Source organism: Ruegeria sp. AI3, from assembly GCF_056541245.1.
This window is the reverse complement of sequence record NZ_JBQFYA010000001.1, coordinates 267,262-280,006: the sequence shown is the minus strand read 5'-3', so window position 1 is coordinate 280,006 and position 12,745 is coordinate 267,262. Positions and strand designations below refer to the sequence as shown.

At 57.5% G+C, this 12,745-nt stretch carries 16 protein-coding genes and 1 other RNA gene; 5 read left to right on the top strand and 12 right to left on the bottom strand.

Translation table 11 applies throughout. From position 1 onward, the window contains the following. Positions 1-51: 51 nt before the first annotated feature. Genes ACRZ95_RS01410 through fumC form a run of 3 tightly spaced genes read right to left on the bottom strand, consistent with a single transcriptional unit; the run spans position 52 to position 1,840 of the window. A complete protein-coding gene (locus ACRZ95_RS01410; protein ID WP_170659606.1) occupies positions 52-273 on the bottom strand; it encodes a ribbon-helix-helix domain-containing protein in 222 nt (73 codons plus the stop codon). Next, a complete protein-coding gene (locus ACRZ95_RS01405; protein WP_170638651.1) occupies positions 270-446 on the bottom strand; it encodes a DUF4169 family protein in 177 nt (58 codons plus the stop codon). The genes ACRZ95_RS01410 and ACRZ95_RS01405 overlap by 4 nt, the downstream gene beginning before the upstream one ends. Further along, positions 446-1,840: a class II fumarate hydratase gene (fumC, locus tag ACRZ95_RS01400; RefSeq protein ID WP_170676104.1), complete on the bottom strand. Its 1,395-nt coding sequence runs from the start codon at positions 1,838-1,840 to the stop codon at positions 446-448. The genes ACRZ95_RS01405 and fumC overlap by 1 nt, the downstream gene beginning before the upstream one ends. A 241-nt stretch (positions 1,841-2,081) precedes the next feature. On the opposite strand from fumC, the gene ACRZ95_RS01395 reads away from it, so the two are divergent. Further along, on the top strand, positions 2,082-2,597 hold the full coding sequence (locus tag ACRZ95_RS01395; RefSeq protein ID WP_425083199.1) for a hypothetical protein: 516 nt from the start codon (positions 2,082-2,084) through the stop codon (positions 2,595-2,597). Between the two features lie 29 nt (positions 2,598-2,626). Here ACRZ95_RS01395 and ACRZ95_RS01390 read toward each other — a convergent pair whose 3' ends face one another. From ACRZ95_RS01390 to ACRZ95_RS01350, 9 genes are all read right to left on the bottom strand, one after another. Beyond that, positions 2,627-3,085: a ClpXP protease specificity-enhancing factor SspB gene (locus ACRZ95_RS01390; RefSeq protein WP_170638653.1), complete on the bottom strand. Its 459-nt coding sequence runs from the start codon at positions 3,083-3,085 to the stop codon at positions 2,627-2,629. A gap of 76 nt (positions 3,086-3,161) precedes the next feature. Further along, positions 3,162-4,415 (bottom strand): chromate efflux transporter, encoded by a 1,254-nt coding sequence (gene chrA, locus ACRZ95_RS01385; RefSeq protein WP_170676103.1) that lies wholly within the window; start codon positions 4,413-4,415, stop codon positions 3,162-3,164. A gap of 161 nt (positions 4,416-4,576) precedes the next feature. Further along, positions 4,577-5,008, bottom strand: coding sequence for an ester cyclase (locus tag ACRZ95_RS01380; protein WP_170676102.1), 432 nt, complete (start codon positions 5,006-5,008; stop codon positions 4,577-4,579). Between the two features lie 94 nt (positions 5,009-5,102). Next, positions 5,103-5,450: a transfer-messenger RNA gene (ssrA, locus tag ACRZ95_RS01375) on the bottom strand. Positions 5,451-5,475: 25 nt separating this feature from the next. Beyond that, a complete protein-coding gene (locus ACRZ95_RS01370; protein ID WP_170638655.1) occupies positions 5,476-5,838 on the bottom strand; it encodes a DUF4345 family protein in 363 nt (120 codons plus the stop codon). Between the two features lie 18 nt (positions 5,839-5,856). After that, positions 5,857-6,507, bottom strand: coding sequence for a TenA family protein (locus ACRZ95_RS01365; protein ID WP_170676101.1), 651 nt, complete (start codon positions 6,505-6,507; stop codon positions 5,857-5,859). 75 nt (positions 6,508-6,582) lie between these two features. Then, on the bottom strand, positions 6,583-7,233 hold the full coding sequence (locus ACRZ95_RS01360; protein ID WP_170373782.1) for a hypothetical protein: 651 nt from the start codon (positions 7,231-7,233) through the stop codon (positions 6,583-6,585). A 13-nt stretch (positions 7,234-7,246) separates the two neighbouring features. Further along, positions 7,247-8,647, bottom strand: a complete 1,401-nt coding sequence (locus ACRZ95_RS01355; RefSeq protein ID WP_170676100.1) for a selenium-binding protein SBP56-related protein — start codon at positions 8,645-8,647, stop codon at positions 7,247-7,249. 127 nt (positions 8,648-8,774) lie between these two features. Further along, the gene (locus tag ACRZ95_RS01350; RefSeq protein WP_170487018.1) at positions 8,775-9,506 is read right to left on the bottom strand and encodes a GntR family transcriptional regulator; all 732 of its coding nucleotides are present in this window, start codon (positions 9,504-9,506) and stop codon (positions 8,775-8,777) included. Positions 9,507-9,589: 83 nt separating this feature from the next. On the opposite strand from ACRZ95_RS01350, the gene ACRZ95_RS01345 reads away from it, so the two are divergent. From ACRZ95_RS01345 to ACRZ95_RS01330, 4 genes are read left to right on the top strand one after another with little or no spacing between them, the layout of a single operon-like run. After that, positions 9,590-10,381, top strand: coding sequence for a DUF2182 domain-containing protein (locus ACRZ95_RS01345; RefSeq protein WP_170676099.1), 792 nt, complete (start codon positions 9,590-9,592; stop codon positions 10,379-10,381). A 4-nt stretch (positions 10,382-10,385) separates the two neighbouring features. Next, positions 10,386-11,090: a DUF1326 domain-containing protein gene (locus ACRZ95_RS01340; RefSeq protein WP_170458301.1), complete on the top strand. Its 705-nt coding sequence runs from the start codon at positions 10,386-10,388 to the stop codon at positions 11,088-11,090. Further along, positions 11,090-11,617 (top strand): DinB family protein, encoded by a 528-nt coding sequence (locus tag ACRZ95_RS01335; RefSeq protein ID WP_170676098.1) that lies wholly within the window; start codon positions 11,090-11,092, stop codon positions 11,615-11,617. Before ACRZ95_RS01340 ends, ACRZ95_RS01335 begins: the two co-directional genes overlap by 1 nt. Further along, complete coding sequence (locus ACRZ95_RS01330; protein ID WP_170676097.1) at positions 11,618-12,721, top strand: dimethylsulfoniopropionate demethylase; 1,104 nt, start codon at positions 11,618-11,620, stop codon at positions 12,719-12,721. The last annotated feature ends 24 nt before the right edge of the window (positions 12,722-12,745 follow it).

The following is a 12,745-nucleotide window of genomic DNA, read 5'->3' as shown; positions in this document are numbered from 1 at the left end:
CCTATTTTGTTCTCATTCAGCCTACACTCAAAGCTGAGGCTCTGACAAGCGTCAAAGCTTGTCGCGATACCAGTTCAGAACGAAAACACGTATGGCCGATGCCAGCCCTGTATCAGGGTCGCGTGCAACATCAATATCGGCAGCCAAAGCATTGATGGGCTGCTGTTTTTCTTCGGCAATATCGCGGAACGCACGCCAGAATTCATCCTCAAGCGAGACTGACGTCCGGTGCCCCTTGAGGGTCAGAGAGCGTTTGACCGGAGGGCCGCTCATTCATCCAACTCGTGATTGTCCAAATCGCGGTTCTGCTTGTCTTTTCGCAGCTTCACGACCTGTTTTTCGGCCTTGCTGCGCCCGAACGCGACCGCGTTTTGATCCGCGCGGGCCTTTTTTTCGGCCCGCGCTTTTTCTTTCCGATACCGGTTCAAGTTGACCGGCTTACCCATCAGTCTTTCGGGCCGATCATCTGTTCGGGGCGCACGACGGCGTCAAAGGTCTCTTCATCGACAAAGCCTAGTGCGACGGCCTCTTCCTTGAGGGTCGTGCCGTTCTTATGCGCCGTTTTGGCAACTGTGGTGGCGTTGTCATAGCCAATGGTTGGGGCCAGAGCGGTCACCAGCATAAGCGACTCCTTCATCAGCTTGTCGATGCGCGGCTCGTTGGCCTGAATGCCCGACAGCATCCGTTCAGTGAAACTGTCGGTGGCATCGCCCAGCAGTTGGATCGACTGCAGAAGATTGTAGGACATCATAGGGTTATAGACATTCAGCTGGAAATGACCCTGAGAGCCCGCAAACTTAATCGCAGCATCATTGCCCATTACATGGGCGGCCACCTGTGTGAGGGCTTCGGCCTGTGTCGGGTTCACTTTACCAGGCATAATGGAAGACCCCGGCTCGTTTTCCGGTAGAATCAGCTCTCCTAGACCCGAGCGAGGGCCTGAGCCTAGCAGGCGAATATCGTTGGCGATCTTGTAGCAAGACCCGGCGATGGTCGCCAATGCACCCGACAAGAAGACCATGGCGTCATGCGCGGCCAGGGCTTCAAATTTGTTCGGAGCCGTCACAAAGGGCAGGCCAGTGACTTCAGCCATGTTGGCGGCGACGGCTTCGTCCCATCCACCATGGGTGTTCAACCCGGTTCCAACGGCAGTTCCACCTTGCGCCAGCTCGTAGATACCGGGCAATGCAGCCTCAACACGGGTAATGCCCTGACGGATCTGATGGGCGTAGGCTCCGAATTCCTGTTCCAGCGTCAGCGGAGTCGCATCCTGCGTATGAGTGCGGCCGATCTTGATGATACCCGCGAATTCAGCAGCCTTTTTCTCAAGCGTTTCGGCAAATTTGGTCAAACCGGGTAGCAGCACGTCGCGCACGCTGACCGCAGTTGCGATATGCATGGCGGTTGGGAATGTGTCGTTCGACGATTGGCCCATGTTGCAGTGATCATTTGGATGAACCGGATCTTTCGAGCCGATGACGCCGCCCAAAATCTCAATCGCGCGGTTTGCGATCACTTCATTCGAGTTCATGTTGGACTGCGTGCCCGAGCCGGTCTGCCATACGACCAGAGGGAAGTTGTCGTCGAACTTGCCCTCGATCACCTCGCCAGCGGCCTGAATGATTGCGTCGGCGATCTTGGCGTCCAGCTTGCCGGTCGCTTTGTTCTCCATCGCGCAGGCTTTTTTGATCACGCCCAGAGCGCGCACGATGGCCACGGGCTGCTTCTCCCAACCGATGGGGAAGTTCATAATCGAGCGCTGCGTCTGCGCCCCCCAGTACTTGTCAGCGGGAACCTCGAGCGGGCCAAAGCTGTCGGATTCGGTGCGGGTCTGAGACATCGGGTACTCCGTCTGGTATGCAGTTGTATGCCGTTTAGCCAAGGCAGCGCCGCAACGCAATCGGCCAGTTGCGCGCAGCTTAAACTCAACAAAACCCAAGGTATAGGCGCAAGGCGGGTGAAATTGTTCCAATCGCGCGCGCAAGCCCCATTGTGCGCGCCTGCCGCTGAGCTACAATATATGTGTGGCCATCGTGGAGGATGAAATGCCAATCTCAGCTCGGATGATCCCGTTGAAAACCATGCTGTTGGCCATGGGGCTGGTCCTGCTGGGCACGCTGGCAAACGCATCCAGTATCACGCCCTTCGTCGGGGACTACACCGGATCCGCCAATGTTGTCGACGTAGATGGAACTGCAACGCCTCGGGATATGAGCGTTTCGATCCATGAGACCCGCCACGGGTTCAATGTCAGCTGGACCACAACGACCTACAAGCTGGACGGGCGGGTCAAGCAACAGAAATTCTCGGTCGACTTTGTGCCCTCGGACCGGCCCGATGTGTTTTCGGCAGCCATGCAACGGAATGTGTTCGGCCATGAGGTGCCTCTGGACCCAATGAAAGGAGAACCCTTTGTCTGGGGCCGGATTGAAGGGGACACGATGACCGTGTTTTCCCTGTTTATTGATGCGCAGGGCGGCTACGAGTTGCAGCAATATGATCGAACCCTGGCCGAGGGCGGGCTGAATCTGTCGTTCTCGCGCTTCATCAACGGAGACAAATCCCGCGCGGTCGAGACCTTTTTGCAAAAACAATAAACCCCGCGAAGAGCACGGGGTTTGATGGACTACTTGCGGAAGCTGTCCAATGAGACGACGTCGGCGTCGTGATGAACCTCGGGTTCTTCGACCTCAATTGCCTCTTCTACGAACTCCTCTTCCGCGTCGTCATCCTCGGGTCCTTCAAAGCGCAGGCCGAATTCGACGGACGGATCCACGAACGTTTTGATGGCCGTGTAAGGGATGTAGAGCGGTTCCGGCGCATCGCCGAAGTTCAACGTAATCGCAAAGCCGTTTTCGCCGACCTCAAGGTTTTCGAACCAATGTTGCATCACGATCGTCATCTCTTCGGGATAGCGGTCACGCAGCCAGTCTGCGATGTCGACGCCGTCTTCTCTTGTATCGAACGTGATGAAGAAATGGTGCGCGCCTGGTAGCCCGGTTTCAGAGACACCGGTCAGAACGGTTTTGATCAGCCCGCGCATGGCGGTGTGCATCAGGTTTCCATAGTCGATGTCTTGCGACATGTGTCATCCTCGAAAGTGGTTACTTCCAGCATAGGCGTTTTAGCTGGAAACGAAAGGGCGGGTATCGCCGGATTGATCATAATAGCTGGATAGCGATGCCAGCGACGGACATCAGCGCCAGAACCGTTGCCATCCCTAATTTTGCCCGAAAAATCAATACCCCAGCGGCGATAGTGAGCGCACCCGCAGTGAGGTTTAGCGATTCCCAAACAGGCAGAGGTATCGAGACAGGCCCCCAACTGTACTGCGTGACCACATCGAATAGAACGTTCAAGGCGAACCACACGGAGAGGTTGAGAATCACACCTACGACGGCTGCCGTAATGCCATGCAAAGCGGCAGAGAGCCGAGGGCGCGTCGCCAGTTTGTCCAAATACGGAGCGGCGAGAAAGATCCAAAGGAAACACGGAACGAACGTTGCCCATAGCGCAACCGCACCTGCGGCGAAGGCCAGCGAGACCCCTCCGTTGATTTGTCCGGTCAGCATCGCGACGAATTGCGTGACCAGAATCAACGGCCCGGGGGTGGTTTCCGCAAGGCCCAGCGCGTCGATCATCTGGCCGGTGCTGATCCATTGATACTGATCGACCACTGTCTGTGTCATGTAGGCCAAAACAGCGTAGGCCCCGCCAAAGGTCACCACGGCCAGACGGGCGAAGAACCATCCCAAGTCGCTGAGCAATTGATAACTGGACAGGGACAGGAGGACCAATGGTCCGAGCCAGAGCGGCACCCAAATGGCAACCGTGCGTAGGGTGCCGGAAAAACTTGCGCGTGGGGAGGTGTCTTGCTGCGCAACGGGTCCTTTGAAAGACACATAGCCCCATAGCGCGGCGGCCAGAATGATCAGTGGAAAGGGCAGGTTGAACAGGAAGATTCCCAGGAACCCGATCCCCGCGATGAGGCGGTGTTCCGTGTCGGTCAATGCCTTTCGTGACAGCTTCAGGAGCGCTTGAAGGACGATCACGATGACCGTGGCCTTGATCCCCAGAAAACCGGCTTGCACAAGGGGCAGGGTGCCGAAGCTCGCGTAGAGCAGAACCAGCGCCGAGATGACTATTGCCCCCGGCAGAACAAACAGGGTGCCAGCAATCAACCCTCCGGTCACGCCCCGAAGACGCCAACCCGCATAAGTGGCCAGCTGCATCGCCTCTGGCCCCGGCAGCAACATGCATAGGGACAGGGCGCGCAAATAGGTTTCTTCAGACAACCAAGCGCGACGGTCTACCAACTCCTGATGCATCAAGGATATCTGCGCCGCAGGGCCGCCGAAGGACAAAAGGCCAATTCTGCCGAAGACCAGAACAAGGTCGCGCACTGAAGGCGTCATGTCACGTTAGCCCAACGGTCAAAATGCGCTCGGACAGCTGGTTTTTTCGATCACGAAGCATGACCCATTTCCTCGCAATGGCGGCCGTGCGCCGAATGCGCGCGGTACGTATGGCCTTAGCTATCGCGTCAGAAACTTGGGGGTCAAGGCGGCTTGGGTGTTCAGCTCCAATCCAGTCGCTGACCGGTCATGCAGACGGGCAGGGTATCCTGCGGAAACTGACCAAGTTGTTCAAAAAACGATATGAAATCGAACTGGTTGTAGGCCTCGACCATCTTTTCGCCTTTGAAGCGGGCCATGACCTGGCCCGTCACCTCCAGCGGGGCACCGTTGTCGGCGCGGCAGGTTTTGACGTGCAGAATGGCGGACACCCAGTCCCCGTTTTCGATGATCTTTGGCAGCTCGACCGAGATTTCACCCAGAATATGCCGGAAGGCCATCACAAGATCGCGAAAATCATCTGCGCCAACCTGCATTTCGGGGATCAGCCCCTCGGCCATGGTTTCCGGCGCAAAGTACTGATCAATTGCATCGGTATTCCCTTGTTCCCAAACTTCCGAATACCACGCTTTCAAGATATCTGAGTGGGTCATCCCGGCCCTCCTGTCTGTCCGAGATGACTTTGGACAAAAGAGATGAATAAACTCTGAATCTGAGCCGAAATAAACGCAGACATAAGGTGGGGGAAATGCAGGTTTCTGTTGCCAGGTACCTGCGAACCCCGCCTTACGCGGCTAGGCGCAAGGGCTTAAGTTTCGGTCTTGCTACTGCTTACGCAGCAACTGCAACCGGAGCACGATTGTCGTTTGCAATTGTACTAGTTTCGCCGATAACGGTGGCAGACAGCCGAGACAAAGCTAACCCCTTTAGACGTTCGTCGATCCTATTTCGGCCCCAGAATCCTCAAACGAAGGATGGTTGGTGGAGCCGCCGGGTACCGCCCCCGGGTCCGATCCGCTTATTACGAGCGCGTTTATGTCCATAGTCCCGAAGGACAGACCTTATATAGGTGAGGAGATTTCGGGATGCAAACCCGGAAATGCCCTCAGGGCACTGTAAATCACGGGGTGCGGTTCAGGTTTGCGGCGATCAGCCAGACGGCCAAGACCAGCTCAATTCCCCCGAAAATCATGGCCTTAGCAAGTGGTGGATTGTCCAGCAGCACCGACACGAACCGCCCCAAAGCCGCCCCGGCATAGGCTACGCCCAGCATGGCGTATGCCATTGGGTGGTTTAGCCAGATCACGGCGATGCCCGTGACAACGAACAACCCTCCGACCGAGGCGCGCATCTCGCTCAGACCCATGTTGCTGTTCGTCGGGGCCAGATCCAGCGCCGTCGCGGTGTGCAAAGGTGCGAGAAAGCCGAACAGGCCAAAGCCGATGGTCAGCAGAGCTGCGATGACGTTGAGGATATGTACCATGATCGTGCCTTTATTCGGTTACACCGCGTAGGCGGCGTCAAAGAAGTCTTTCTCCAGCTCGACCGCCCGGTGGAACAGCCTTGCGACCTCGGCTTGCGCCTCTGGCGTCAAGGTGGGCCAGGTTTTGTCAAGTTGCCCGCGCAGATACTCGACCACGCTTTCAAAGCCTTCCCCGGCATGTAGCGTGATCCATTCCGCGAACCAGAAGGGTAAATCGGGTTTCGGCGGATTTTCCGGGCTGGCCCAGCTGAGATAGACCCACTCGGCGACAACCAGCACCGCCAGCATGTTCTCATACCGGCCCGAGGCTGCCGCCTCGGCCATCAGGTCCTGAAACGCTTTGGTGGCGGGGGCAGGGTCGGTGCTCGGTTGGGTGCCCAGCGCCTCGAGCGAGCGCAGGAAATAGGTGTTTTCAGGACCGGTGATCACCGCTAGAAACTGGGCGGCCGGAACGCTGTCGGCCAAGGTGGGCGCGTGTGCGATGGCGCTGGCCAGCAGGCGAACAAAGCCATCGACGAACTGATAGTCCTGCTGCAGATACCAGCGCATCTTGTCCTTGGGCAAAGTGCCGTCTGACAGCTCACGCGTGAAAGCATGAGTAGTGGCGGCCTGCCAGTCGGCAGCCTTGCCCTGACGCAGAAACTCCGTGGGGCGCGTGTTCTGGGACACTTCGAAAACTCCTAACTTCTTTCAAAGCAGGACAAAGCGGTTTTTCGGAACATGTGCAAGGTAGTCGTGCAGCGACTAGATTGCGGACCAAAGTCCCAGCACGCCGACCAAAATCAGGCTGAGCGCCCAGATGAGTTCCAGGTTGAACCAGGTGCGTGACAGGAATTGCAGCCCGAGCCAGCGATAGACGCCATAGGCCAGTAGACCGCCTCCTAAGATCATTGCCGCCGTGTGCAGCGCGGCCACGGCCAGAACCAGCAGGGTGTTTGTTGTCATGATCTGAGAGATGGCCTGATGCCCGGCGTCCAGCTCATCCAAGTTGCACAGGCCCAGATAGATCGGAACCAGCATCAAAGCCGCGCCATGGGCCAGCGCGACCAAAAAGGACCACAGCGCGAGTTTGCTGGGCGGCACGCGCGACAAAAACCGAGGGTGGTTGCGTGTGACGGCAATGTACAGCCCCATCGCAATGACGATCAGCGCGGCACCTATGCGGATTTCGCGTTGGTAGTCGATCAACACGGCCATCATCGCAAACGGCAACAAGACACCCAGCATCGCCAGGAAATGACCGCCCGCAAGGGCCGCCAACGCGCGCCAGAGGGCGGATTGACGTTGCTCCATTAAGGCGGAAGAGACAGCAAGCGGCCAGCCCATACCGGGATTCAGCCCGTGATAGGCACCGCTGAGAACAACGGCCAGCCAAAGGCCAGCCGTTGATGTCATCAGAAAGTCCAACTCAGACCGAGGGGTAGCAGAAACTGTCGGTCGAACAGTCTCCACCCTCCAACCGGATCTGGTGGCTACGATAGCCTTCGGGGAACTCGACCCAGAACTTGGGATCCAGGGTCAGGCCGCCGTTCTCGCCGACGTCGGCTTTGACCATCGCCGCGCCGCGTTCGCCGGGATAGAACTGGTCATCCCAAGTGGAATAGAGCGAGTTGGTCCAGTAGACCCGTTTCCCGTCACGGCTGATTTCGACCATTTGCGGTCCATAGCCAAAGTCCTGACCGTTCGGATGTTTGGTCTTTTTGACGATCCCACCGATCTCGACCTTACCTGCCAGTGTCGGGTTCATCGGGTCCGATACGTCATATTGATGCATCTCTCCGGTGCCCCAGCAGGCGACATAGAGGTATTTGTCGTCGAGGCTCAGGTCGATATCCGTCACCAGCGGCGGAACGGCCGAGAAGCCTTTCAGCAAGTCCGGCAGGTCATCCGGGTCAGCCGGTTGCGGGTCGATGGTAATTGTCTTCTTGGCCTCAAACGTGCCGTCGTCGTTTCGCCACCATGTGAAGATCGCGCCTTGCAGGTTGGTTGTGTCCACAACGACGCCGCAGAACCCATACTGTTTGACCGGATCATGCGCAGGCCGGATCTCCAACGCCATCTGGTGGTTTTCGCCCAGATCAATGGTTTGGATATTGGTACGGCTGCGCAGGTTCCAGAAATGGATGCTGTGACCATATTTGTTGGACAGCAGATCCTCGGCCACGATTCCGTTCTCGAACTGTGGCGGCAGACCCCATTCGGAACTGACCATGTAGTCGCGGGGCAAGTTCCACCAGAAATCATAGTGTTTGTCCTGCACGCCGCGTTCGATCTCATACCGTCCGATGATCTCGAAACTTTCGCAGTCCATGATGAAGATACCCGGAGGGCCATCGGTCCCGTCCGCGCCGCCACCGCCCAAGGTGCTGACATAGATGCCCTCAGGCCCGCAATGAATGGTGTGTGGGCGGGAATATCCTGTTTTTGCAAAGACTTCTTCGGGTTCGATAATCTTGTGGATTTTGGCCTCAAGCGGGTTCTTCACATCGATGACATAGATCCGGCTTGAGCGGATGCCCGGAACGATCAGATAGCGCCGTTCCAGAAACGCGTGCCCCGTCAGCGGCGACAGCGCCGAAGAGCAAGCATTCCAGCCAAAGTGGTGAAATTCATCGCCTTTTTCCGGCATGATGACCTGATGGACGATCTTTCCATAGTCGTCGGAAGTCGGATCGACATTCACAACCGCCAGCCCGTCAGGTTGCGAAAAATCCGGGCTGAGCATCAGCGTAAAAGCAAGCGTCTCAGTGGGGCCCTCCATCGCCAGCTTGGCAGATGGGTAAAAGGTTGGGTCCGGTCTTGTATTCATAACATCCTCCCGTAAGTCATTGATCTTCAATTCGTTCTGAGAGTTCCGGTCTTGGCGCCGGGTGACATCCTGCCTGCTCGTGCTTCCTTTCTGCCTGTTGGTCTGCGTCAGATTTCGGGCCTGAGTGTCAGGCGGTTTTACGTTTGCGCTCGGCCACATCTCGGGCCAGTTGGCGTGTATAGGTTTCAAGTTCGATCAGTGTCGCGTCTACCGATGGGGCATCGCGCGCCTCAAGCGCGTCGGCGATCTTGGTGTGCAGCGCAATGATCTCTTCGCGCGAGCGCGCGGTGAAGGTGATCATGTTCATCAGAGGCTGCATGGCCTCGACTGCACCCGCCAGTTGATAAGACAACACTGGATTATCCGCGCCATCGACCAGCGCGCGGTGAAAGGCGACGTCCGAGGCGCAGAAAGCCTCATCGGTCAGACCTGGCTGAGCCTGACGAAAGATCTCAGCCCGCATCGTTGCCAGTTGATCCGCAGTGCGACGTTGGGCCGACAAGGGCGCGCAGGCGCGCTCCAGCGCATACCTCGCCTCGCACGCTGTGTCGAAACTAACGGCGTTCATCGACAGCAGCAGGGTCGAGGTGGTAATTTGCTGCGAATAGGCGTCCTCAAAGCTGATCCGGTTCACAAAGGCCCCGCCGGTTGCACCGCGTTGGGTTCGGATCAGGGACTGCGCTGCCAAGCGCTTCAGCGCCTCGCGCACCGTAGGTCGCGACACCTGGAACTGATCCGCAAGCTCTGATTCGGAGGGCAGGCGCTCATCCACGATCAATTCGCCGGACACAATCGCGTTCCGAATGGCCTGTGCGATCTGGGCAGAGAGGTCTGCGGGATTGGCGGGGTCTATCTTCATTTGTGGCCAGTCTGAAAATTTTATTTGTCTGACATTTAAAAGTCTGACATTTGAAAAGCAAGAGAGTTGAGTCGGAGGATCACATGAGTCGCGCATTATTCCGCAGCGGAATGTGGCTGGCGTTCTATGCTGTGATCCTGTGGGCGTGGTGGGTCATGTTCTCGATGAGCCGAGACATGGACCTCGACTTCATTGGCCGGCCAGGGCCGATGGGACAGGCTATGGCGGCGATGGATCCGCGCATGGATATGTATATGCCCATGGCCGAGTTCGGACCTTTGTTCTGGATGTGGGCGATCATGATGGCGGCAATGATGCTGCCTACGCTGGTGCCGACGCTCCGCAGCTATGACGACCTTATCCGCAGCGCCAATGGCACGCGGGCTGGATGGCTGGGCGTACTGGCCGGGTATTTCATCGTCTGGGTGGGATTTGCGGCGCTGATCGCAGGTTTGCAACTTGCCCTGCTGTTCGGTGGGTTTGTCGATATGCTGGGCATTGCCAAGTCCAATTGGCTGGCCGGAGGGCTGCTGATCGTTGTCGGCGCCTTCCAGTTCACCCGAGCGAAAGAGGTTTGCCACGGCGTCTGTCACGCCCCAATGACCTATTTCCTGGGCCACTGGAAAACCGGCTTTGCGGGAGGTGTGAGAATGGGGCTGGGGCTCGGCGCTTTCTGCGTCGGTTGCTGCTGGGGCTTCATGGCGCTCGGCTTTGTTGGTGGCGTCATGAGCCTTTTATGGATGGGTCTGGCGACCTTGTTCATGGTTTTGGAAAAACTCCCTCAGATCGGGCATGCTGTGACCCGACCCATGGGGTTCATACTGATCGCAGGCGGTGTTGTGCTGCTGATCTATCCCTTTGCTTACGGAGGATAAGCTGATGGCGAAAAACAGAAAACCCGAGGCCGACCGGCTTCCGATTAGTCAGCGGATCGACAGCCGTATGCCCAACCCCAAACGGCGTGAGATGAGCCCGACGGACTGGTCCATCAAAGGTGAGTTGATCCTGAACTGCTCATGCGATGTGTTCTGCCCCTGCGTGGTCTCATTGGGTGCGCACCCTCCGACCGAGGGGCACTGCCACGCATGGATGGGTGTGATCATCGACGAAGGGCATTATGAGGGTGAAGATCTGTCGGGCCTGAATGTTGGTCTTCTGGTCGATATTCCGGGCCGCATGGGCGAGGGACAGTGGAAAGTCGCCGCCTATGTCGATGAACGCGCGAGCGGCAAGGCCTATAACGGGCTGCTGCAGATTTTCAGCGGTCAGGCCGGTGGCACCACGGGCCTGTTCACCATGCTGGTGAGCGAGATCATCGGGGCCGAGCGTGCTCCGGTCCAGATCGAACGGGACGGCAACAAGCGCAGGATCGCGATCGGTCGTAAAATCCAAGGCGAGATCGAGATGCTGGGCGGTAAAGACCCCGAGCATCCGGTGATGGTGTCGAACTCCAAATACTGGATGGGGCCGGACATCATCGTGGCTCGCGGAAACAAATCGAAAGTGCGCGATTATGGGCGCGTCTGGGATTTCGGTGGTAAATCAGCAGAGATTTGCCCGATCGACTGGCATGGACCTAAGTGATGATCACCGGAGCCTATGCAAGGGAAATGGCACGCTACAACCACTGGCAAAACAGCCAGTTGGCGGAATTTCTTCAAGCACTCTCACCCGAGGAACTGATGCAGGAACGCGGTGCGTTTTTCGGCTCGATCATGGGCACGGCGAACCACTTGCTGTGGGGTGACTGGATCTGGATGTCACGCTTTGACAAAGGGCCGGGGCCAGAGAGCAATATCCACCGACCCGGAGGCGGCATCCACGAAAGCGTGCATCTCTGCCCCGATCTCGACAGCTGGCTGGCTATGCGCGTGGCTATGGATGACCGGATCTCGGATTGGGCGGATACGCTTGGCGATGAGGTTCTGTCGAGGCCTTTCACTTGGTACTCAGCCGCAAAAGAGGCTGATGTTACTTTGCCTTACGCGCAATGCGTGATGCATTTCTTCAACCATCAAACCCATCATCGTGGACAATTACACAAAATGCTGACCGAAGCCGGTTCCGAGGCCCCGGTCAGCGATCTTTGCTTCATGCCAAAGGAGGGCTGAATGCCGCAAATATCCCTGTCTCGTCGCCTGCGCCGCACGCCGTTCTCCGAAGGCGTCGAAGCCGCTGGTGTCAAAGGCTACACGGTGTACAACCGGATGTTGTTGCCGACGGTTTTTGAAAGTGTCGAGGCCGACTACCATCACCTGAAAAAGAATGTTCAGGTCTGGGACGTCTCATGCGAACGTCAGGTTGAACTGCGCGGGCCCGATGCTGCGCGTCTGATGCAAATGCTGACACCGCGTGACCTGCGCGGCATGCTGCCCGGACAGTGCTTCTATGTGCCGATTGTGGACGAAACCGGCGGTATGTTGAACGATCCCGTGGCGGTGAAACTGTCGGAGGATCGTTGGTGGATCTCTATCGCCGACAGCGATTTGTTACTTTGGGTCAAGGGGTTGGCCAACGGATATCGTCTGGATGTGCTGGTTGATGAACCGGACGTGTCGCCCTTGGGCGTTCAGGGGCCAAAGGCAGATGAGCTGATGGCCCGCGTTTTCGGAGACCGTGTGCGCGATATACGTTTCTTCAAGTTCGACATGTTCGAATTCGAAGGGCGCGACCTTGCAGTTGCCCGCTCGGGCTACTCGAAACAGGGCGGGTTCGAGATTTATGTCGAGGGCAGCGACATCGGTATGCCTCTGTGGAATGCTCTGTTCTCAGCGGGTGAAGACTTGGACGTGCGGGCTGGGTGTCCCAATCTGATTGAGCGGATCGAAGGTGGGTTACTCTCCTACGGCAATGACATGACCGACGACAACACACCGCATGAATGTGGGCTGGGCAAGTTCTGCAATACGCATACCGCAATTGGCTGTGTGGGCCGGGATGCGTTGTTGCGTGTGGCCAAAGAAGGTCCAGTGCAGCAGATACGTCCGATCGCGATTGACGGAGATGCAGTGCCGCCTTGTGTCCAGCCGTGGCCTGTTCTTGCGGACGGAAAGCAGGTGGGTCAGGTGACGTCTTCTGCCTGGTCTCCGGATTTCTCGACCAATGTTTCGATAGGTATGGTCAAATTGAGCCATTGGGACGCCGGAACCAAGGTCGAGGTTGAAACGCCTGACGGTATGCGAGGCGCGACAGTGCAGGGGCAGTTTTGGATCTAGCGGAGGCAGGGGGCTTTGCCCCCG